This window comes from Bartonella sp. AA97HXZ (genome assembly GCF_042196985.1).
Lineage (GTDB): Bacteria > Pseudomonadota > Alphaproteobacteria > Rhizobiales > Rhizobiaceae > Bartonella.
Genome location: NZ_JBHIRC010000006.1, coordinates 55,487 through 76,808, shown reverse-complemented (window position 1 = coordinate 76,808; position 21,322 = coordinate 55,487). Strand labels below are relative to the sequence as shown.

Annotated in this window: 19 protein-coding genes, 1 tRNA gene and 1 pseudogene; 16 read left to right on the top strand and 5 right to left on the bottom strand. The window is 33.6% G+C overall.

Annotated features, from left to right (window positions below):
- The first annotated feature begins 58 nt into the window (after positions 1 to 58).
- Together rpsD and ttcA are read left to right on the top strand one after the other, a co-directional pair.
- Positions 59 to 676, top strand: coding sequence for a 30S ribosomal protein S4 (rpsD, locus tag ACFINE_RS04940; RefSeq protein ID WP_273722651.1), 618 nt, complete (start codon positions 59 to 61; stop codon positions 674 to 676).
- A 267-nt stretch (positions 677 to 943) separates the two neighbouring features.
- A complete protein-coding gene (gene ttcA, locus ACFINE_RS04935; RefSeq protein ID WP_375621264.1) occupies positions 944 to 1,819 on the top strand; it encodes a tRNA 2-thiocytidine(32) synthetase TtcA in 876 nt (291 codons plus the stop codon).
- 532 nt (positions 1,820 to 2,351) lie between these two features.
- Here the strand turns inward: ttcA and rimO are convergent.
- Together rimO and lexA are read right to left on the bottom strand one after the other, a co-directional pair.
- Positions 2,352 to 3,665 carry a 30S ribosomal protein S12 methylthiotransferase RimO gene (gene rimO / locus ACFINE_RS04930; protein WP_375621263.1) on the bottom strand — a complete coding sequence of 438 codons (1,314 nt, stop codon included), beginning with the start codon at positions 3,663 to 3,665 and terminating at the stop codon, positions 2,352 to 2,354.
- Positions 3,666 to 4,124: 459 nt separating this feature from the next.
- Positions 4,125 to 4,829: a transcriptional repressor LexA gene (gene lexA / locus ACFINE_RS04925; protein WP_375621262.1), complete on the bottom strand. Its 705-nt coding sequence runs from the start codon at positions 4,827 to 4,829 to the stop codon at positions 4,125 to 4,127.
- 1,210 nt (positions 4,830 to 6,039) lie between these two features.
- Here lexA and ACFINE_RS04920 point away from each other — a divergent pair.
- The 11 genes and pseudogenes from ACFINE_RS04920 (at position 6,040) to ACFINE_RS04870 (ending at position 15,879) form a co-directional block, all read left to right on the top strand.
- Positions 6,040 to 6,115: transfer RNA gene (locus ACFINE_RS04920), tRNA-Lys, on the top strand.
- A 539-nt stretch (positions 6,116 to 6,654) separates the two neighbouring features.
- Positions 6,655 to 7,554 (top strand): septal ring lytic transglycosylase RlpA family protein, encoded by a 900-nt coding sequence (locus ACFINE_RS04915; RefSeq protein ID WP_375621261.1) that lies wholly within the window; start codon positions 6,655 to 6,657, stop codon positions 7,552 to 7,554.
- Between the two features lie 1,089 nt (positions 7,555 to 8,643).
- On the top strand, positions 8,644 to 9,807 hold the full coding sequence (locus ACFINE_RS04910; protein WP_375621260.1) for a D-alanyl-D-alanine carboxypeptidase family protein: 1,164 nt from the start codon (positions 8,644 to 8,646) through the stop codon (positions 9,805 to 9,807).
- 28 nt (positions 9,808 to 9,835) lie between these two features.
- A complete protein-coding gene (gene tmk / locus ACFINE_RS04905; RefSeq protein WP_375621259.1) occupies positions 9,836 to 10,480 on the top strand; it encodes a dTMP kinase in 645 nt (214 codons plus the stop codon).
- Positions 10,477 to 11,520 carry a DNA polymerase III subunit delta' gene (locus ACFINE_RS04900; RefSeq protein ID WP_375621258.1) on the top strand — a complete coding sequence of 348 codons (1,044 nt, stop codon included), beginning with the start codon at positions 10,477 to 10,479 and terminating at the stop codon, positions 11,518 to 11,520. Before tmk ends, ACFINE_RS04900 begins: the two co-directional genes overlap by 4 nt.
- A 76-nt stretch (positions 11,521 to 11,596) precedes the next feature.
- A complete protein-coding gene (gene metG, locus ACFINE_RS04895) occupies positions 11,597 to 13,156 on the top strand; it encodes a methionine--tRNA ligase (RefSeq protein WP_375621257.1) in 1,560 nt (519 codons plus the stop codon).
- Positions 13,146 to 13,919, top strand: coding sequence for a TatD family hydrolase (locus ACFINE_RS04890; protein WP_375618142.1), 774 nt, complete (start codon positions 13,146 to 13,148; stop codon positions 13,917 to 13,919). The genes metG and ACFINE_RS04890 overlap by 11 nt, the downstream gene beginning before the upstream one ends.
- A gap of 10 nt (positions 13,920 to 13,929) precedes the next feature.
- Positions 13,930 to 14,739, top strand: coding sequence for an MBL fold metallo-hydrolase (locus ACFINE_RS04885; protein WP_375621256.1), 810 nt, complete (start codon positions 13,930 to 13,932; stop codon positions 14,737 to 14,739).
- A 109-nt stretch (positions 14,740 to 14,848) separates the two neighbouring features.
- Entirely contained in the window at positions 14,849 to 15,208 is a 360-nt protein-coding gene (locus ACFINE_RS04880; RefSeq protein WP_375621255.1) for a hypothetical protein, read from the top strand.
- A 56-nt stretch (positions 15,209 to 15,264) separates the two neighbouring features.
- Positions 15,265 to 15,393, top strand: a pseudogene (locus ACFINE_RS04875) (MBL fold metallo-hydrolase); the annotation flags it as partial.
- Between the two features lie 123 nt (positions 15,394 to 15,516).
- Positions 15,517 to 15,879, top strand: a complete 363-nt coding sequence (locus ACFINE_RS04870) for a hypothetical protein (protein ID WP_375621254.1) — start codon at positions 15,517 to 15,519, stop codon at positions 15,877 to 15,879.
- 314 nt (positions 15,880 to 16,193) lie between these two features.
- On the opposite strand, the gene ACFINE_RS04865 is transcribed toward ACFINE_RS04870, so the two are convergent.
- Genes ACFINE_RS04865 through pcsA form a run of 3 tightly spaced genes read right to left on the bottom strand, consistent with a single transcriptional unit; the run spans position 16,194 to position 18,489 of the window.
- Positions 16,194 to 16,607, bottom strand: a complete 414-nt coding sequence (locus ACFINE_RS04865) for a DUF6163 family protein (protein WP_375613429.1) — start codon at positions 16,605 to 16,607, stop codon at positions 16,194 to 16,196.
- Complete coding sequence (locus ACFINE_RS04860) at positions 16,604 to 17,650, bottom strand: enoyl-CoA hydratase/isomerase family protein (RefSeq protein WP_375621253.1); 1,047 nt, start codon at positions 17,648 to 17,650, stop codon at positions 16,604 to 16,606. The genes ACFINE_RS04865 and ACFINE_RS04860 overlap by 4 nt, the downstream gene beginning before the upstream one ends.
- Before the next feature lie 26 nt (positions 17,651 to 17,676).
- Positions 17,677 to 18,489, bottom strand: coding sequence for a phosphatidylcholine synthase (pcsA, locus tag ACFINE_RS04855; RefSeq protein WP_375621252.1), 813 nt, complete (start codon positions 18,487 to 18,489; stop codon positions 17,677 to 17,679).
- A gap of 185 nt (positions 18,490 to 18,674) precedes the next feature.
- Between pcsA and ACFINE_RS04850 the strand changes: the two genes are divergently transcribed.
- The 3 genes from ACFINE_RS04850 to ACFINE_RS04840 all read left to right on the top strand — a co-directional run bounded on the left by ACFINE_RS04850 (position 18,675) and on the right by ACFINE_RS04840 (position 21,056).
- Positions 18,675 to 19,901 carry a UbiH/UbiF family hydroxylase gene (locus ACFINE_RS04850; RefSeq protein ID WP_375621251.1) on the top strand — a complete coding sequence of 409 codons (1,227 nt, stop codon included), beginning with the start codon at positions 18,675 to 18,677 and terminating at the stop codon, positions 19,899 to 19,901.
- A gap of 509 nt (positions 19,902 to 20,410) precedes the next feature.
- Positions 20,411 to 20,755 (top strand): hypothetical protein, encoded by a 345-nt coding sequence (locus tag ACFINE_RS04845; protein WP_375621250.1) that lies wholly within the window; start codon positions 20,411 to 20,413, stop codon positions 20,753 to 20,755.
- Positions 20,748 to 21,056, top strand: a complete 309-nt coding sequence (locus ACFINE_RS04840) for a hypothetical protein (RefSeq protein ID WP_375621249.1) — start codon at positions 20,748 to 20,750, stop codon at positions 21,054 to 21,056. Before ACFINE_RS04845 ends, ACFINE_RS04840 begins: the two co-directional genes overlap by 8 nt.
- Positions 21,057 to 21,322 lie beyond the last annotated feature (266 nt).

Below are 21,322 nucleotides of genomic sequence, written 5' to 3'. Positions count from 1 at the left end.
GGAGGGCGCGTTTCCTTGGGGTCTTAAGATCTCGTGTTTTATTTTATAAGGAAATGCGATGAGTAAACGCGAAACAACAAAGTATAAAATTGACCGTCGTATGGGAGAAAATATTTGGGGGCGTCCAAAATCTCCTGTCAATCGTCGTGATTATGGTCCAGGTCAGCATGGACAGCGTCGTAAAGGAAAACTTTCTGACTATGGGGTTCAGTTGCGCGCTAAACAGAAATTGAAAGGGTTTTATGGAGATATTTCAGAAAAACAATTTCATAAAACCTATGAAGAGGCAGCTCGTCGACGGGGCGATACTGGCGAAAATCTTATCGGTCTGTTAGAATCACGTTTGGATGCTGTTGTTTATCGTGCAAAATTCGTACCTACGATTTTTGCTTCTCGCCAATTTATCAATCACGGTCATGTTAATGTCAATGGGCGGCGCACAAACATTCAATCTTATCGTTGTAAACCCGGTGATGTTATTGAGGTTCGGGAAAAATCGAAACAACTTGTTTTAGTGTTAGAATCAGTGCAATTGGCAGAACGTGATGTCCCTGATTATATTGAAGCAGATCATAAACAGATGAAAGCAACCTTTACACGTATTCCTGCTTTTGCAGATGTTCCTTATGCTGTGCAAATGGAACCTAATCTGGTTGTTGAATTTTATTCTCGATAATTTTTCTGTAAGAGAAATTGTTTCTCTCTTCTATTATGATAACTTCAAAATATTGTGTTATTCTTACAATATTTGAAGTTAATAAGTTCTTTTTGTAAATGGTTCTATATTAAGTTTATTGCTATGTTTTATAGTCATAAATTTGTATAGTTCCATTTCTTTTTTGTGTATCTAATTTATAAATTCAAAAAACATAAATGTAAGCTTGCTTTAATATTTGTTTTTATCTTTGCAAAACGAGCCGTTTATTGTGCAGGATATGGTATTATGAATGATGTTTCAGTTGAATATCAGGCAATAGAAGAAAACAAAGGGAGAGATGATCCTTTAATAAGCGAAGCAGATAATTGTCATCCAATGTTTCGTGTTGCTCCTTCAAGCGTAGAATTTAATAAATTGCGCAAACGACTTTTACGTCATATGCGACAAGCTTTGGATGATTTTTCTATGCTCTCTACAGGGAAAAAATGGCTTGTTGCTTTATCGGGTGGAAAAGACTCTTATGGTTTATTAGCGCTTCTTTTAGACTTAAAGTGGCGAGGTCTTTTATCCGTTGAAATTCTAGCCTGTAATCTTGATCAAGGGCAACCAGGATTTCCTAAGCATATTCTTCCAGACTTTTTAAGTTCTTATAAAATTCCATATCGTATTGAATATCAGGATACTTATTCCATTGTTACAGATAAATTGGCAGAGTCGCATACATATTGTTCACTTTGTTCTCGATTGCGACGTGGTAATCTCTATCGTATTGCACGTGAAGAAGGATGTTCTGCATTAGTTTTAGGTCATCATCGTGATGATGTTTTAGAAACATTTTTTATGAATTTGTTTCACGGTGGCCGATTAGCTGCCATGCCTGGAAAACTTAAAAATGATGAAGGAGATCTTTTTGTATTACGTCCTCTTGTTTATGCTGCTGAGGAAGATATGGAAAAATTTTCTCAAGAAATGCAATTTCCAATTATTCCTTGTAATCTTTGCGGTAGTCAAGATGGATTACAACGTAATGCAATGAAAGAAATGCTGAAAAATATAGAAAGACAAATGCCAGGACGTAAAGATACGATGATTCGCGCTTTAACAAATGTACGCCCAAGTCATTTGCTTGATAAGAAATTCTTTGATTTTAAAACGTGTTAATAAAAATTAGATATTTTTAAAATAAGTTTAAAGAGTTTAAGATAAGAGACTTATTTATAATGATAATTTATTTTTTTTCATTTAAATATCGTCAGATTGTTTTGTTTCAAATTCTCTTATATTGCTTCCATAAAAAACATCCGTTTGCATATCACAAAGGAAATTCTTGTGTGCATAAAACACTCTTGAAAAAAGTTTCCTTTCACTAACCAATGACTGTCGTAATATGAAAAATGGGAAAATAGTAAGGTTGTCGATTTGCTCTTTTGTTAATTAAAAATGGTGAGCCTTGTGGATTTTATTCTTTTGCGCCGCCGTCACCGCCATTTAAAGCTCATTTAAGGCATTAAATTAAGAGAATATATAACTGCTTGGTATTTTGGGAGTGTATAGCAAACATTCAGAATAAGGATTGCTCGTAAATTCTCATGAAGTAAGTCACATGATCGGTTCTTGTTATGAAAAGTCGCTTTTTTATAAACCAATGCTGATAGAAATCTTCATCATTGAGGACAGGGAAGGAGTTAAATTTTTAAACTGCTATACCATAAAGGTCATAGGCATCCGATTGTTCGATTTTAACGGTGACAAATTCACCAACACGCAGTGGGCGTCGTGATGATATATGGACAACACCATCTATTTCTGGAGCATCGTACTGACTACGTCCTTTGGCAACTTTTCCTTGACTTTCATCGATAAGCACTCGGAGTCTTTTTCCAATTTTTTTCTTTAAAAGATGTGTAGAAATTTGTTGTTGTTTTGCCATAAAACGATGCCAGCGGTTTTCTTTCACCTCTTCAGGAATATTTTCTAATCCCAATTCATTTGCGGCAGCTCCTTTTACTTCTTCATATTTAAAGCACCCCGCGCGTTCAATTTTTGCTTCTTCTAGCCATTCTAGAAGTATATTAAAATCTTCATTCGTTTCACCAGGAAAACCAACGATAAATGTTGATCGCAAAGTAAGATCTGGACATATTTTCCGCCATTTTTCAATTCTACGGTTTGTTTTTTCCATAAGTGCGGGACGCTTCATGTGACGCAAAACAGTTGGTGATGCATGCTGAAAAGGTATATCCAGATAAGGAAGAATTTTTTTTGCAGCCATAAGTTCGATAACTTCATCAACATGGGGATAAGGATAAACGTAATGCATACGTACCCAAATACCCATATCGCCTAGTTCGCGACAAAGATCAAAGAATTTAGTTTTGATTGTACGATCTTTCCAAGAATTTTCGAGATATTTAAGATCAACACCATAAGCACTCGTATCCTGTGAAATAACCAAAAGTTCTTTTACACCCGCTTGCACGAGTTTTTCAGCTTCACGAAGAACATCGCTGATGGGACGTGAAGTGAGATCACCACGCAAAGTAGGGATGATACAAAAACTACACCGATTAGAGCATCCTTCAGAAATCTTTAAGTAGGCGTAATGGCGAGGTGTTAAACGAATACCTTGGGGAGGAACTAAATCAAGAAAAGGATCATGAACAGGAGGAATTGCTGTATGAACAGCTTCTATAACGCTTTCATAAGCTTGCGGTTTTGTAATAGCCAATACATTAGGATATGTTTGGCGAATAGCATCAGGATCAGCACCAAGACACCCCGTTACAATAACTTTTCCATTTTTTTTAAGAGCTTCATCAATATTGGCTAATGATTCTCTCCTTGCCGAGTCAAGAAAACCACAGGTATTCACAATAACGACATCAGCTCCTTGATGTTGACGTGAAATCTCATACCCTTCAGAGCGAAGGCGTGTAATAATTCGCTCAGAATCTACGAGTGCTTTTGGGCATCCGAGGGAGACAAAACTAATACGAGGTGCTACCATGATGATCCTACAATTACTATGAATGATTGAGTTGCGCTTTTATTAATTTAAAAATAATGTTCTTTATTTTTATACCTATGCAATACAATCTGTTACAAAGTTATTTGATTTTTTTCTACAAAATTTTATATGTTTTTATGCATGCATACAATTTTGTCTTATTATATCGTAAAATTCCGTTATTGAGGATGATGATATAAGGCAGCTTCCTTCAAAGCATTTAAGTTCTTTTCAAAGTACGTGGTGAATATTTTAAAACTTACTTGTCAAGCCTTGCATTAAGTGAAGAACATGGAGGGAAGGGAAAATTAAACCCGCTCGATAAGGATCTGGATTGTTTATAAACCGAATTGGGGGCATCTTTGGCTGTGGAGAAGAAGTCAATTGTGTGTGGCACAATAAAAAAATACTCAACAGCTTCTTACTGCGATATCTATCGCGTACTATAAGGTTTATTTTTTAATATTTGCGAATAAGTCCGGTAAGTTTTCCTTGTATTTCTATACGCTCGGATTCGTATGTCCGTACTTCATAATGAGGATTTGCGGCTTCTAATGCAATAGAAGCTCCTTTGCGTCGATAACGTTTTAATGTGGCTTCTTTTTTATCAATAAACGCAACAATAATTTCACCTGTTATTGCTGTATTTTGACGTTTCACAATGATCGTATCTTTATCAAGGATACCAGCCTCCATCATAGAATCATCTTTAACTTCTAATGCGTAGTGCTCACCTGTATTAACCATATCGAGTGGAAGAGAAAGGCTGTTTATTTGTTGCAGTATAGCAGAGGCGGGTACGCTCGCAGAAATACGTCCCATAATAGGAATGGTGATATTTTTTTTTTCTTCTTCATCAAAGGGACTCAAGCTTTTTGATATTTCCCTTTTCTTTCTTTCTATCATACTGGGAGAAATTTTACGTGCTAAAGAAAGGTTAAATGTTATTTTCTCAGGAAGTCGAATCACCTCCACAGCACGAGCACGATTGGGCAAGCGACGTATAAAACCTCGTTGTTCTAAGGCTATAATGAGCTTATGAATACCAGACTTTGAAGAAAGTTCTAATGCATTTTTCATTTCTTCAAAAGAAGGAGGAACACCAGTTTCTTTTATATGGTTATGAATAAACAAGAGTAGCTCATATTGTTTACATGTTAACATTCAATATTCCAATCAAAATAATAAAACTTAGTAAAGTAAAAATACATGTATATATAGCATTTTTACAATTTTTATCGCCAAATCAAAATTATTTTCTTTGTTTTTGATCTTATCGTTTAATAAATAAATATGTTTATTTATATATATATTTAAATTGTTATTTATATACTGCATATATACATTAATATTAAATAATGTATAAATATACTTTATAGTTCTGACTGAATTATCCAACACTAAATTTTGTGACTAGTATTATCCTTTTCTTCTAAAAATATATCTACGTATTTTGTAATTTTTGATATAAAAAAGTTAATTAGAAGGCATTCTATATATTCAAAACACTTAAAATAATTTTGCATACTGCATATTATTTCTGCTTTTTTATTCTTAGTAAAATTATCTACAGCTCTAATAGTGAGCATAATTTATAGTCATTCGGGATATTTTCAATGAGACTAAATTTTTGCTTCATATCTACTTGATTCTATAGGATAAATTGGCTTTCGTTATATATTCATTATACATGAATAAAAATCATACTCTCAAAGCCATTGTTGCTCATTGTTCCATTTTCAAGTCTAACGTGTCAACCGCTATATACTATTTTCATGAACCCTAATGTTGCGATAATTTTTGGTTGTTGAAAGGAGGCATAAAAGGTATTTTCATTTCTTTTTTATAGTTTTATTCTCTCGCTTATATCGATCAAGAAAATGCTTTTTATTGTTTCAATATAAAAAAGATTTGAAATGAGAAAAACTTACAGTATTTGAGAATTTTCACTCAAGTGAAAAATAATAAATTATTATAAATAAATATATTATCTTATAAAGCTGTATTCATATTTGAGAATTGAACACTAAAATATAAAGATATAAAAATAATATTATAATAAAAGGTATTTTTTCTTCTCTACCCATTATGCTCAACAACCCATGTGAGGGGAAAGGGGTATTTCTCATAATTTTAACGCTTCGAATCTATGCAATATTTTACAGTAAAATTTTTCCTTTATTGAAACTTCAAAAAGAAGATTAAAGAGTACTTATACAATGATGAAGTAAAGGGGCGAAAACGGAAAATTATTGATAACTGAAGAAAATAATAATATTTTTTTTCAAAAGGTGTTGACCTAATGGAAAGTCAACCGTATGTTCCCTTCACTTTCTACAAATTAGATAGTGTGCAAACTAGATAGCTTGTGTGAGAGCGCGTAGCTCAGCTGGTAGAGCAACTGACTTTTAATCAGTAGGTCCAGGGTTCGAATCCCTGCGCGCTCACCAAATTTAAGTAATATCAATAGGCTATAAAAAGTTTAAGAATCTTTTTTGTTTTGATTCTTTTTGAAGTTTTTATTGATTCTATAGCCTGTCATTTTCTATCAGCTGTTTTAGAATAGAGCAGTGCTATGCTGTCTCCATTTTCAACAAACTTGCGGATAGGGTTGTACCTGCGTTGGCAGCACATGCGGTTTCTAATTTTCTCAATCCATAGGTGGTTTTTTAATACCCACTGCATTACATGATTCGCAAAACAGTTGCTAAAATCACCACTTATTCACACTTATATTATGAAATGAATTTTCTATAAGATGTTGATTTGTTTAAATTTTAATCTTTTTAACATCTAGTATAGTACATTTATTTTGTATGAAAACCATAAAAAGGTTAACAATACGTTAATTTCTTGATAGAAGGGGCCAATTCAAGAGTGGTATATGCGTGAGGGGAATCATTTAAAAACGTAAATTCTTCCGTTGCGTACAAAAAGCGTGACGTGGTTTTTACAAGTAGTACTTAACAGAAATAAGTGGACTGAATAGATGCCTTCAAATAGAAAAAAGAAAATTACTTTTATGATTAAACCAACACTTCAATTGTTTTCTATGATCGTCATTTCTCAGTCACTGGTATCTTGTTGCGCAAGCCAAACTATGAATTTTTCAATAAAAGATTCCTATCATAATAAACCAATTAACGTAAACACTTCTGTACTACCTCAACAAGTCTCCAATAAGAAGAATCAATCGGAAGAAAAAAAGCGTGGACGAGCGATTGTTGGTAAACCTTATCAAATAAAAGGAAAGTGGTATTATCCTCAAAGTGATCCAACTTATAAACGTGTTGGCGAAGCATCATGGTATGGTTCAGATTTTCATGGACGTTTAACTGCCAATGGTGAAATTTATGACATGAATCTTTTGACTGCTGCTCATCCTACAATGCCTTTACCTAGTTATGCTCGTGTTACTAATTTGAAAAATGGATCTTCAATCGTTGTTAGAGTGAATGATCGCGGACCTTTTATGAAAGACAGAATCATTGATTTATCAAAGCAAGCTGCGGCAATATTGGGGTATGTAGATAGGGGGGTCGCAGATGTTAAAGTAGAATATATTGCTGAAGCACCTGTTGGCTATTATGATGGTGCATATTTAATGTCCTCTTATACTCCTGGAAATGCTGCCCCATATTCATTAGCGTCGGAAAATATTGCGAAAAAAAGAGAAACTGTTTTGTTAAAAGAGCAGCGCAATACAAGGAACAAAAAAGACTTAGCTAAAGCTGCTGCTGTTGAACAAGAACAACGTAATAAAACTGTTGCAGTTAAATTGCCAGAAATTGGTCCTATCATGGTTGATAAGCCGATACCATTCGATCAAGTTGCTTCTATAAATAAGCTAAACAAAAAAACAAAGGTTAATTGGCTACAACTGTTTTAAGAAAAAATGCATTGATTTTTTATCTATATAATTTTCTAGTAAAAAAGGTAAGAAATTACGGATTTAGTGTAGGATTTTTATCTTAAAGCGCTTTGTCCTTTTCAAAAAGCATGGTTGGGTTCTATTATTATAAATTCAGTACGGCCTTTTCACTCCATTGCTGGTCTATTCGTCGTTTTATGATATTGCTTGCTTAATAAAGCGCGTACTTTTCTTGCTGTAATAGCTTTTGCTAGACGAAGGTAAATTATTGTGTCAGTCTGTTTGTGTAATCTCTAAAACAACTTGTACAATCGATTTGAGAGGAATAAAAAGCTTAACAAGTAAAAAAATATTTTATTTTGATTCGGCTTTGCATCTTTCTAAAGTATCTACGGTAATATCTTATGAAAAGATTATGCATTATCTCATGCTTTTGTTTATCATGTTCTTTAATGGAGTAAGTTCCCTCACGAAAAACAGAGCGTCTCAAACAAAATACACTTACATTGCCAATTCATGGACTTATTTAAAAGAGACATACTTTAACACGCTACAAGCCTATTTTGCGACAGCGCCTGTGAATGGTATAACTGTTAACGCCTTTAGACATCAGCATCTTTACTCTTATGAAGATATAAATCGACACCATCATACACTTTGCAAATCCCCAATGTTTTGTGCGATAATTCTTAACACTTGAGAGGTTTATAAGAAGTATTTTTACTCTCTTTTTTAATAATTTTTATCCATATACGAACCCTACTTATGACCCGTAAGTAAGCGATTTTTAATGAATTCAATATGAGAAGAGGGGATGAGAGAATCTTACAGTATTTTGAGTTAGCTTCAATTTTAAAATGATAATTTATCATAACAAATCAAAATACTATCAATAAAAATAGGAAAAAATCTTTTGTCTCTCATACATTTAAAATGTTAAATTGAACCTACATGGAAGATAAAAAACGTGTCATATTATTTTTTCTAAAGCTAAATGAAAATAAAATCTTTTTATGAGTTGTAAATAATTCCTCAATTTTCAGAAATCAAAAAGTTTTTTCCTATATAAGATTCTTTATGTTGATCTTTGGGATGGGAGGAGCAGCTATGTATACAGCATTAAGGATCTTATTGATATTATGGGGAGTATTGGCATTTGATATGTGGGGGAGAGCACAAGATTTTCAAACTCCCGCATCACAACTGTTATTACTCGATGATGATACAGAGACAATACTTTATGAAAAACAAAGTGATATTCCTTTTTTTCCTGCTTCATTAGTAAAATTGATGACAGCAGAAGTTGTATTTCATCAATTAAAAAAAGGATTATTAAAAAGTACGCAGAAATTCAAGGTCAGTGAAAATGCTTGGCGCAAAGGTGGAGCACCTTCCGGTACAACCACTATGTTTGCAAAGATAAAGACAGAAATCAGTGTTTCTGATCTTTTACGTGGTTTAATTATTGTGAATGGAAATGATGCTGCTATTATTCTTGCTGAAGGAATATCAGGACATGAAGATCATTTTGTAAAACTGATGAATCAGCGCGCAAAAATAATCGGATTATCTCAGAGTCATTTTGTTAATGCTACAGGGCTACCGGAAGAGGGACAATTTGTAACTGTGCGTGATATGATTATATTAGCACGTCATATTGTTCAGAAATATCCGGATTATTATGCACTTTATTGTGAGCCTCATTTTACATGGAATAATATTTTTCAACGTAATAAAAACCCTCTTATTTCTAAGGAAATTGGTGTAGAAGGATTTGGTTTTGGCTACAGTGAAAAAGAAGGTTTTTCAATGGTTGCCACCATTTCTAAAAATCATCGACGTCTTTTTTTAGCAATCAATGGTTTGCAAGATGGTAAAAAATATACAAAAGAAATAGAACGCATTCTTCAATGGGGGATGACGGCATTTGATCTCAAAACAATTTTCACAAAAGAAGAAACGGTTGGTCTTGCTTCTGTTTATGGTGGAAAGAAAAGTTTTGTCCCACTTATTGTCAAAAAACCGATAAGTTTTATGCTTTCCAATGAAAAAGAAGTTAATGTTAAAGCAAAAATTAAATATCATGGTCCATTGAAAGCCCCCATCGTTTCTGGGCAATCAGTTGGTGTTATTCAAATTTTAGAAGATAAAAAGGTTCTTCTGGAAAAACCAGTTTTTGCCGGAATGAATATTCAGGAAGGAAGTTTCTTTACAAAAGTAAAAAATGCATTCTATGAAATAACAATTGGATGGTTACGGAAATATTTGTAGTTACGCGCTAATAAGGTTAAGGTCATACGTGTCAGGTTATTTTATTACATTCGAAGGAGGGGAGGGGGTAGGAAAAACGGTGCAGATTTCTTTACTTGCTGAGTCTCTCTCTCACCAAGGTTATGATGTTGTTACAACACGAGAACCAGGAGGAACGCCAGGAGCAGAAGCAATCCGGCATATTTTGTTGTCGGGGCAGGCGCGACAGTATGGACCGTTGATTGAAGCTGTTTTGTTTACAGCTGCACGCGTCGACCATTTTCATGAAGTTATTGCACCTTCTTTGCAAAAAGGTAAAATCGTTTTATGTGACCGCTTTATTGATTCTACACGCGTTTATCAAGGACTCAATAATAGAGTCAGTTCTTCTCTTCTTTCTGTTTTAGAGTGTATTGCGCTCAATGGTATTTTGCCTCATTTAACATTTTTATTAGATATGCCAGCAATGTGTGGTATGAAGCGTGCAAATTTACGAAGAAAAAAAACAGAAGAAATTGATTATTTTGAAAAAGATCAGTTGGAAATTCAAGAACAAAGACGTAAGGCTTTTCTTCAATTGGCCAAACAAGAACCCCATAGATTTCGAGTCATTGATGCCACTGGCTCAGTGGAAGCTATTGCTCATCAAATAAAAAATATTTGTCATCAGGTATTGTTGGATCAGCTTTCATGAGTAATTTAAATACCTTACGCCAATATGATGATATTGATACAATTTTATCACCATCCCAGAACAATGTTATCTTTGGTCATGAGGATGTGCGTCATTTTTTGACACAAATGCTTAAAGAAGAGCGTTTGCATCATGCATTATTATTTGAAGGAGAATACGGGATTGGAAAGGCTACATTAGCCTTTCATCTTGCTTGGAACATTTTAAGTTTTCAACAGAGTTCTTTCTTCAAACCCGATCCTTATTCTACCCCATGGCGCCAAATTACACAAGGAAGTCACCCTGGTCTTTTGTATATTTCACGTCGATTTGATGTGAAAACGCAAAAGTTTAAAACAGGAATACTCGTTGATGATATCCGTGATATTATGCATTTTTTAAGTCGAACATCGCAAGATAATGGATGGCGTATTGTTATTATTGATTCTGCAGATGATATGAATAGAAATGCAGCAAATGCAATTCTCAAAATACTTGAAGAACCACCTACAAAAACGTTATTTGTTATTATCGCACATTCTTCAGGAAAATTGCTTCCAACAATCCATTCACGGTGTCAAAAAATTTCTTTTCGTCCGTTGAATAACGATGAAATGAAAAAAGTTATTATACATATTTTCGCCGATCAGGATTTACCTGATGAAAAAACAATTGAAATGATTATTAAAAAATCTAAAGGAAGCCCTCGAAAAGCCGCTTTACTTATTTGCCATGGCGGTCTTGAAATTATTAAAACAATTGATGCTCTCCTAGAGAAACCTGTTTGTAACGCAACAATTGTACATACTCTTGCACAAACATTTTCATCTGCTTCTTCTACATTCCAATTTCAACAATTTTGTGATGAAATTCTTAATAAAATTCAAAAAAAAGCTATCATGCTCGTTGAAAAGGGAGACTTATTTCTCTCAAAAAAATATGCGGAAAAATGGCAGGAGATTCATCAAGAAATAGAGGAAATACAACTGTTTAATCTCGATAAAAAGCAGTTTGTTATTAACTTACTTTTTAAAGTTCATAAGATCATTCATGAGAATTAGTTTTTCCGTGACAATGCGATGAACAAGCGTTATGTCATTATATCTTCTATTTATAGCGTTTTACAACGAGTATGACATGCGTGACACATATTACATAACAACTCCCATTTTTTATCCTAATGGTGCTCCACATATTGGACATGCTTATAGTGCCATTGCAAGCGATGTTTTAGCCCGCTTTCAACGGTTAAACGGAAAAAATGTATTTTTTCTTTCTGGTACAGATGAGCATGGTCTCAAGATGCAACAAACCGCAGCTGCATTAGGCATGACACCTCAGCAACTTGCAGATCGTAATAGTGCGGTGTTTCAAAAAATGCTTGCAGTATTAAATTGTTCTAACGATGATTTTATCCGTACGACAGAAGAACGCCATTATCAAGCTTGTCAAGAAATTTGGAAAAAGATGGAAGCAAATGGCGATATTTATCTCGGTCGTTATACGGGGTGGTATTCGGTTCGCCAAGAAGCCTATTATGAAGAAAAAGATACGGAAATTGGAGCAGACAACATCCGTCGTGAGAAAGAATTAGGCTCTCCAGTTGAATGGAATGAAGAAGAAAGTTATTTTTTTAGACTTTCTCATTATGAAAAGGCTCTTCTTGAATATTATGAAAAACATCCTGATTTTATTGCTCCATTTGAGCGGCGTAATGAAATTATAAGTTTTATCAAATCAGGTTTAAAAGATATCTCTATTTCACGCGCAAGTTTTAACTGGGGAATTGCTGTTCCTGAGAATCCAAAGCACGTGATGTATGTCTGGGTTGATGCGCTTACAAATTATCTATCAGCAATAGGTTTTTTCAATGAAAATTCAAAAAAACGTGATTTTTGGCCTGCAAATACGCATATTATTGGTAAGGATATTATTCGTTTTCATGCAGTCTATTGGCCGGCATTTTTAATGTCTGCTGGAATTGAATTGCCTAAAAATATTTTTGCACATGGTTTTTTACTTAATCGTGGTGCAAAAATGTCAAAATCTATTGGAAATGTCGTTGATCCTTTTGAAATGGTTGATCATTATGGTCTTGATCAGGTCCGTTATTTCCTTCTCCGTGAAGTGCCATTCGGACAAGATGGTAGTTATAGTCATGAAAGCCTTGTGAACCGTATTAATGCTGATCTTGCTAACGATCTTGGTAATTTAGCACAGCGCTGTTTGTCTATGATTGCCAAAAATTGTAATGCACAAGTCCCGAAACCAGCTTCATTTTTAGCTCAAGATAAACAGCTTTTAGAACAATCTCTTCAAGTACTTGAAACTGTACACCAAGCTATGTCTTCTTATAGTATGCATTTAGCACTTTCAGCTATTTTTTCAATTGTAGCAGATGCCAATCGCTATTTTGCCAACGAACAACCTTGGAGTTTACGTAAAAACGATCGAGAACGATTTTCTACAGTTCTTTATATAACTGTAGAAATCTTGCGGAGAATAGGAATTATGCTTTTGCCTTTCATACCCCAATCAGCAACGAAACTTCTTGATAGCCTTGCAGTTGCTGAAGATGATCGGTTATTGTATCATATAAGTCATTCAAAAATTCAAGAAGGGCTTGATCTTCCACCACCAGAACCAATTTTTCCTCGTTATATCTTGAAGAAAGAAGACACTCATCATGTTGATTGATACACATTGTCATCTTGATTTTGAAGACTTTTCACAAGATTTGGATAATGTTATCCAACGGGCTTTAGATGCTGACGTTAAACGTATGATAACAATTTCAACCCATGTTCATAAGTTAGATAAACTGTTAGCCATTGCGCAAAGCTATGATCAAGTCTTTTGTTCCGTTGGAACACACCCCAATCACGCGCATGAAGAACAAAATATTACAGCGGAAGAGCTTATACAGCTCTCGAATCACCCTAAAATTGTTGCGTTTGGGGAAGGGGGCCTTGATTATCATTATGATTACTCTACACCAGAAGAGCAAAAGAAAGTTTTTCAAGAACATATCATTGCTTCTCGAGAAACACAGATTCCTCTTGTTATACATTCACGCAATGCCGATATCGATATGGAGAAAATATTACGTGAACAGATAAAAGAAGGAGCTTTTCCCTTTATCCTTCATTGTTATTCGTCTGGAATGCAACTTGCTCGTGCTGGAATTGAACTTGGTGGTTATATTTCTTTTTCAGGTATTCTTACTTTTAAAAACGCACTTGAAATCCGTGAAATAGCAAAAATTGTGCCCCATGAGCATTTGTTAGTGGAAACAGATGCTCCATTCTTAGCACCTAGTCCCCATCGGGGAAAAACAAATGAACCATCTTTTGTATGTTATACAGCAGCTGTTTTGGCTGAAACAATTGGCTTAAGCATTGAAGAAATAGCTCAAATAACAACGCGTAATGCTTTTCGTTTATTTAGCAAAATGAAATAAGGCAAAAGATATGTGTGATCAATACCGATTTACAATATTAGGTTGTGGTCCTTCTCCAGGAGTGCCAAGACCTAATGGTGATTGGGGAACATGTGATCCGAATAACCCTAAAAATAAACGCTACAGAAGTTCTTTATTAGTTGAACGTATTAAACCTTCTGGAGACAAAACAACGATCGTTATTGATACAGGTCCAGATTTTCGCTCACAAATGATCGATGCGCGTGTAAGCCATCTTGATGCTGCTCTTTACACGCATTCTCATGCAGACCATATCCACGGTATTGATGATTTACGCAGCTATGCACTTGCACAAAAATGTTTAATAGATATCTATGCGGACAGATTTACACTAGAGCATCTCAAAAGTGCTTTCGGATATTGTTTTCAAACTCCAGAAGATTCATCTTATTCTCCCATTTTAAAAGAGCATCTTATCAATGAAGATAGCCAATTTATTATTCAGGGGCAGGGCGGAGAAATAAGCGTCAATACACATTTACAACACCACGGAAACATTCATTCCTTAGGTTTTCGGATTGGGAATGTTGCCTATTGTACGGATGTTAGTGAATTTCCTGAAAAAACTTTATCCAAATTAATGGATTTGGATGTTCTCATCATTGAAGCTCTTCAATTTAAATCCCATCCGAGTCATTTTTCTGTTGATCAAGCATTACAGTGGATAGAATATTTAAAGCCGAAACAAGCAATACTCACACATATGGACAGATCGCTGGATTACAATAAGGTTATAAATTACGTTCCATCCTATGTAAAACCTGCATATCAAGGTCTTACTTTCGAAACAACTGCATAAGCTTATTCATACAATATTTTACGTTAAATAAAGTTTTTTGAAGATTATCCTTTATTTTGTTTTATTTTTGACATAAATATCACTTTTTTATGTTTAAAATGAGGTTTTTATGTATAAGAATTTTAAGCGGGGTGTATGTATTGTCGTTTTAGCAGTTTCCTTGACAGCATGTGGGGGGCGTTTAGAAAAAAATATTGCAACGACAACATTACATGATGGATCAATGAGTTGCACCGATATTCAACGGGAGTTTTTTGCTAATAAACGACAGATTAATGATACAATTAGAGAGCGTTCTACAGCAAGAAATAAAAATGTAGCTTTAGCAGCGGCAGGTGTTGTATTTTTACCTGCTCTGTTTTTTATGGATCCTAAATCCAGTGAAAGCAATGAAATTTCGGCTTTAAATAATCGTAATGCTGTTTTGAGTGATCTTGCACGTATGAAACGTTGTAAAATAGTACAGTAATTTTTCTTATTTATCATATGTAATTTCATTTTTTGGTCTTTAAGGAATATACCTTAAAGACCAAATCGAAATTAATGGATTTGGATGTTCTCATCATTGAAGCTCTACTCACACATAATTACAATGTGGTCGTAAATTACGTCCCATCCTATGTAAAACCTGCATATCAAGGTCTTACTTTTTAAACAGATGCGTGAACTTATTAACGAAATATATTTTTGTTGATAGTATATTTGTTAAAATTTTAATCTTATTTTTGCTCTATTTAAATCTCATTAAAAACATTTTGTGTTAAAAGTGAGGTTTTTATGTATAAAGAAAATTTTAAATGGGGTGTATGTATTGTCGTTTTAGCGTTTTTTTTGACAGCATGTGGGGGGCGTTTAGAAAAAAATATTCCAGTTACCACATTACATGATGGAACAATGAGTTGTTCTGATATTCAACGGGAAATTTTTGCTAATAAGCGCCAAATCGATGCTACAATTAGAGAGCGTTATAAAGCAAGAAATAAAAATGCGGCTTTAGCAGCAACAAGTCTTGTATTTCTTCCTGCTTTGTTTTTTATAGATCCTAAATTCAGTGAAAGTAATGAAATTTCAGCTTTAAATAACCGTAATGCTGTTTTGAGTGATCTTGCACGTACGAAACGTTGTCAAATAGCACAATAATTTTTCTTAGTTTTATTATACGTAATTTCATTATCACTATCACTATTTTTGGTCTTTAAGGAATGTACTTTAAAGACCAAATTTTATTTTAAAAGTAAATTGTATGATATAAATATGATGATGTTTTAAAGGAGGGTTTTCTTTTTGGATAAAGGATTTATCTTCTGCATCATATTATCGCATAATATATATTATGGAACTTTATGGAAAAGTATAGCTAGCATCAGCGTTTTGAGGAACGAAGCTTTAAAATGAGCTACTTAAGTTAACTAAGATCGAAAATCGAGCCTGTTATTCTGGCTCGAAAATTTCAATTACAATGTTTTTTTATTTTTTACTCTTTTAAAAAAAATAATTACAATTTGTAGTACTATAAAAGCTAAAAACAATATTCCATGAAATAATGGTACAAATGGCTGATAAATAAAATCGGAATAATATATTGTTATTGCTTCAATCAACGCTGCAATACACCACACAATGATACCCCATAGTGAATACATCCAAAGTCCAACTAAGGCAATAGGATAGAGAATAGCCAATATAGCTGATGCAAATTGCCACTGCCAAGGCATAAGATCAAAACGCCATAGAATACCTGGAAAAACCCCAACAAGGCGTATCCAATAACAAATACCTAGAACTAAGCAAATAAATGCCAAAAACCGTAAGTAACAGTTATAGATTAAATTGATTTTTGAAATCTGTTTGTGAGAATTATTTTTCACAATAATAACTCTTGTTCAACAGGTTGGAAGTAAGAATCTACCATTTCATCTGTCACATTTGAAAGTTTATCTGGTTGCCATTGAGGTCTTTTATCCTTATCGATTAACATAGCACGTATACCTTCATAAAAATCATGTGAATGAATCATATGATACGCTATGCGGTTTTCAATTTTCATACAATCTTCCAACGTTTGAGATGAACTTTGTTTCATTTGTTTCCAGATAACTTTTAAACTTGTCGGAGAACGTGACTGCAAAATATCATAACATTCTTTAGCAAATAAAACATCTTCATTGCTTTTTTTATGTAGCAACTCGAGACATTCTTCTAAGGTATGGGCACTAAAACAAGTGTTAATAATACAACGTATTTCATGACTTGTTTCATAATCTTTTGTAATTGCTCGCTCGTTTAAAGCTAAAGTAGGATCTCCTTGCTCAATAACAGCTTTTCTAATCATATCGAATTCAGTTTCAGCAACGGCGTGTGTTGCTAGTCCTAAATTTAAGCAATCTCCCCACTTTATACGTGCACCAGTTAATGCAAGATAGATACCAAAATGATTGGGAAGAGATGGTAAGAAAAAACTTGCACCTACATCTGGGAAAAATCCAATCGCACCTTCTGGCATAGCAAAAACTGTATTTTCTGTAACAATTCGATGCGAGCCATAGAGAGAAATACCTACCCCTCCTCCCATCCAAATACCGTTTAAGAAAGAAATATAGGGCTTTGAAAAATGTTTGATATAAGCATTTAAACTATATTCATTTCTAAAGTATTGACAAGCAGCAGCACTTTTCCCCATATGATAGATTTCTACAACATCTCCACCAGCACAAAAAGCACGCCCTTCCCCTTCAATTAAGACACAAGAAACATTATCATCTGTTTCCCATGTTCTGAGAGCTTTTTTTAAAGCTGAAACCATTCGTTGATTAAGAGCGTTTAATGCTGAAGGACGTGTGAGCTTTATAATACCAGCACGCCCTTCTTTCGTAAAAGAAATATCATCATCTGCTCCAAAATTAATTTGCATCTCACACCCTTCTTAAAACAATTATTTCATTGTTTTTTTATACTTTTTGCCCCAAGTTTAGGAAATATTTGCATGATTGCGCCAATACAATATATATAAATTCCTGTTACCGAAATTCCTATTTTAACCCAATAGGGAGCCTCTAGTTGATAAAAGAAGGCAGAAACACCAAAAAAACACCATAAGAGAAAAATGGGAAAATTAATTCTACGTAAACGAAGGACTCTTACTGGATGAATAAAATAAATTGGCAAAAAAGATATAATCGCCGATAGAACAATAATAATAAAAGTAATCCACTCTCCTGGTCTGACGACAAAAAGCGTAAAAATCATCATATTCCAAACAACAGGAAATCCTTTAAAAAAGTTTTCTTTAGTTTTCATACTAGTATCTGCATAATAAATAGCAGATGAAATAACAATAATTGCACTCAATGAAAATGATAACCCTACCCCCATGAAACCACTTTGATAGAGTGCAAAGGCAGGAATTAAGACATAAGTCACGTAATCAATAATATTATCTAACAGCTCTCCAGACCATGTTGGAAGAACGTATTTAACATCAAGTTTGCGTGCAATTGGTCCATCTATACCATCAACGAGAAGAGCAAGCCCAAGCCAACAGAACATAGCTGTCCATTCTTTTTGAGAGGCTGATATAAGAGAAAGAAACGCTAAAAATGATCCCGAAGCTGTTAGTAAATGAACGGAAAAGGCCTTTGCTTGTGGCATTGTTACTTTTTTATGGCGTAATAATTTAGCATTTGTTTTGATTTTCTTTGTTAATTTACGTTTCAAGGTTTTCTTATCCTCGTTTTTAAAGTCTTCAACCATCTATCAATACGCCATTTTTTAACGATGATATAACTCAGCATTTAAAAAAATCATAAAAAGGTTACTTTTTTATATCGCATTATTTATTACATACTATAATAATAGAAGAGCTTCATATAATAAAAAGAGAGAGATCATTTGGAAATGTTAAAATATTTTCTCAATGAATAAAGGTTCAAATCGTTGTGATATTTGAAAAGGAAGAGTATAAAGATATTGCTGTTATTGGTGTAGGTCCTGTCGGAATGTTAGCCGCGCTGAGTCTTGCACAGAAGGGGCTTTCTGTTTTTCTTGTTGGGCCCCCTGCTCATACAGATGAGTTACGGACAACGGCTCTTATGATGCCCGCGATACGCACGCTTCAAAAACTCAATATTTGGGATAATCTTCAAAAACATGCAGCTGCTTTATCGTCCATGAGAATTATAGATATAACTTCTAGAATTGTGCATGCTCCTACGGTGCATTTTTCTTCTACTGAAATTGGCGAAAAAGCTTTTGGCTATAATATACCTAATGTAAAATTGAACAGTGCTTTAGTCGACGCTGTTACACATACACCCAATATTACAAGATTTGTTTCTGCAGCCAAATCTGTTCATCACACAAAAAAACATGTATGCATTACTCTTGCTGATCATAGAATTATTCAAGCACCACTTGTTGTTGCAGCTGATGGACGTCACTCTCTTACACGTGCCGCAGCAGGGATAAGTGTCAAACAGTGGAATTATCCACAAAAAGCACTTGTTCTCAACTTTTCTCATGAGTTTTCTCATCAAAATACATCAACTGAATTTCATACAGAACACGGTCCATTTACACAGATTCCACTACCAGGACGAAGATCTAGTCTTGTATGGGTTGTTCATCCTTCCCGCGCTGAGGAATTATTAAATATAGAACCAAAAACAATTGCAAAAATGATCGAAAACCAAATGCAATCAATGCTTGGAAAGCTAAGCTTAGAAACATCAATTCAAGCATGGCCGCTTTTCGGACTTCTTTCTCATCATTTTGCTGCTAATCGAACAATTTTAGTGGGTGAAGCCGCTCATGTTTTTCCCCCTATTGGGGCACAGGGATTGAATTTAGGATTCCGTGATGTCCAAACTTTAATTGATATTTTACCCAATAAAATATCCAATTCTAACTCTGAAATGATTGTTGCACATTATAACAAATGCCGCAAACCAGATATATTAATCCGAAGTGGAGCTGTTCATGCGCTGAACTCTGCTCTACTTTCTCATATGTTGCCTGTTCATATCATACGAAGCATTGGGCTTGGTTTGTTGCATAGTTTCCCACCATTACGTAATTTATTTATGCGCGAAGGAATGTATCCCGGTTATGGATTTAAGGAAATTATGCAAATATTTCCAACAAAATCATCAAAACAGCTCTACTAAGCAATAATGGATAATAACGTAAAATAATAAATTGCATTTTGCAATCATATCTATTACTGATATAAAAAATATTTTTGTTCTTTATAAGAAGTAACAAATTATATTAAAATAATTAATTATATTTATTTGATTTATTTATAATAATAACATGTGTAATTAATATAACTGTAAATTATTTTTTATTAAAAATTATTATATATATTTAGTATGTTGATATGAAATAAGAGAAAACTGAATTATATACTACAAATTAAATTATAAAGATATCTTCTAAATCATAGCTGTTAAATTTAGAAATATAAATAAAATGAAAAATAATACCGTTTTGAAAAAGTTATTTTATAAAATTAATTTTAATAAGAAAATAAATAATAAAAAAATAGTTTTATTTAATCAATATATTTTTAAAAATTTTTATTGTTAAGTATAATATTAAAAATAAAATCATCTTTGGAACCTGTTAGTAACACAGAGGTTAATGAAGTGTTGTTTCAACAAATGGTAACAAGATGACACTAAATAATTTTTTGAAATTAAGTACTTTTTTTATAATGATTGCATGTGTCTCGTTGATAGTCACGACTTCAATAAGTGAAGTTTTTCACCTTCCTTATTGTCAAACCTTTACCTATAGCTCTACTCAAAAGGTCACTAAAATAGGTCAGAACTCATTTACTGCTTCACAAGTTAAAAATTGTCTTATGCAAAATGGTTTTGGGAATATTAAACGATTGCGCTTAGATGACAATGGTATCTGGCGTGCTTTAGTAAAATTTAAAAAGTCCCTTTTTTTCGTATCCGTTGACTATTCAGGAACAGTTAGCATTCAAAATGAAAGAAAAGAATATGATTGATTTAAAAACTTACAGCAACGTTTCTTTTCACAGCTGTAAGAAAAAAAAATTAAAAAAGTGCTACCATTCTATTAAAGAATTTGCTTTCATTGGCGGTTTAAATGGTAGCATATCAGGAGCTATCGCGGCAACTCTTGCAGCTTATGGTTATATTGCTCTTCCAGGATTTGGTCCAGTTATCGCAATGGGTATAGGAGTAGCACTTTCTGCCGGAATAATAATAGGAGCACTGATAGGATCAGGAATGGGAGGGAGTGTCGGTATATGCTGTATTTTATTGGGAAATTTATATGAATCATAATAATTTTTTCTCTTATAAATTTCATAATGAATAGAAATTTCTCGTCATTTTTTCTATGAAAAAAAATTAAATCATCAACAAATTATATGTTCTTTTTTTGATGAAACGATTATCATATTATAAATGAAATAACATCTAACTTACTAAAATTCCTTATTTAATTTCTTATTATACCTCAAAAAGTAGCTTTTTTAAAAGCATCTCTTGAAGAAATGTAAGCGAGATATAATTATCCATCCATAAAAGCTGTATTTTTTATAGATCAA

What these genes read in the sequence shown, in the direction of transcription:
- metG (WP_375621257.1), top strand. Translation starts at nt 11,597, where the DNA reads ATGCGTGACACATATTACATAACAACTCCCATTTTTTATCCTAATGGT.
- pcsA (WP_375621252.1), bottom strand. Translation starts at nt 18,489, where the DNA reads ATGGTTGAAGACTTTAAAAACGAGGATAAGAAAACCTTGAAACGTAAA.
- ACFINE_RS04900 (WP_375621258.1), top strand. Translation starts at nt 10,477, where the DNA reads ATGAGTAATTTAAATACCTTACGCCAATATGATGATATTGATACAATT.
- ACFINE_RS04870 (WP_375621254.1), top strand. Translation starts at nt 15,517, where the DNA reads ATGTATAAAGAAAATTTTAAATGGGGTGTATGTATTGTCGTTTTAGCG.
- ACFINE_RS04845 (WP_375621250.1), top strand. Translation starts at nt 20,411, where the DNA reads ATGACACTAAATAATTTTTTGAAATTAAGTACTTTTTTTATAATGATT.
- ACFINE_RS04840 (WP_375621249.1), top strand. Translation starts at nt 20,748, where the DNA reads ATGATTGATTTAAAAACTTACAGCAACGTTTCTTTTCACAGCTGTAAG.
- ttcA (WP_375621264.1), top strand. Translation starts at nt 944, where the DNA reads ATGAATGATGTTTCAGTTGAATATCAGGCAATAGAAGAAAACAAAGGG.
- ACFINE_RS04890 (WP_375618142.1), top strand. Translation starts at nt 13,146, where the DNA reads ATGTTGATTGATACACATTGTCATCTTGATTTTGAAGACTTTTCACAA.
- ACFINE_RS04860 (WP_375621253.1), bottom strand. Translation starts at nt 17,650, where the DNA reads ATGCAAATTAATTTTGGAGCAGATGATGATATTTCTTTTACGAAAGAA.
- ACFINE_RS04910 (WP_375621260.1), top strand. Translation starts at nt 8,644, where the DNA reads ATGTATACAGCATTAAGGATCTTATTGATATTATGGGGAGTATTGGCA.
- ACFINE_RS04880 (WP_375621255.1), top strand. Translation starts at nt 14,849, where the DNA reads ATGTATAAGAATTTTAAGCGGGGTGTATGTATTGTCGTTTTAGCAGTT.
- rimO (WP_375621263.1), bottom strand. Translation starts at nt 3,665, where the DNA reads ATGGTAGCACCTCGTATTAGTTTTGTCTCCCTCGGATGCCCAAAAGCA.
- rpsD (WP_273722651.1), top strand. Translation starts at nt 59, where the DNA reads ATGAGTAAACGCGAAACAACAAAGTATAAAATTGACCGTCGTATGGGA.
- lexA (WP_375621262.1), bottom strand. Translation starts at nt 4,829, where the DNA reads ATGTTAACATGTAAACAATATGAGCTACTCTTGTTTATTCATAACCAT.
- ACFINE_RS04885 (WP_375621256.1), top strand. Translation starts at nt 13,930, where the DNA reads ATGTGTGATCAATACCGATTTACAATATTAGGTTGTGGTCCTTCTCCA.
- ACFINE_RS04915 (WP_375621261.1), top strand. Translation starts at nt 6,655, where the DNA reads ATGCCTTCAAATAGAAAAAAGAAAATTACTTTTATGATTAAACCAACA.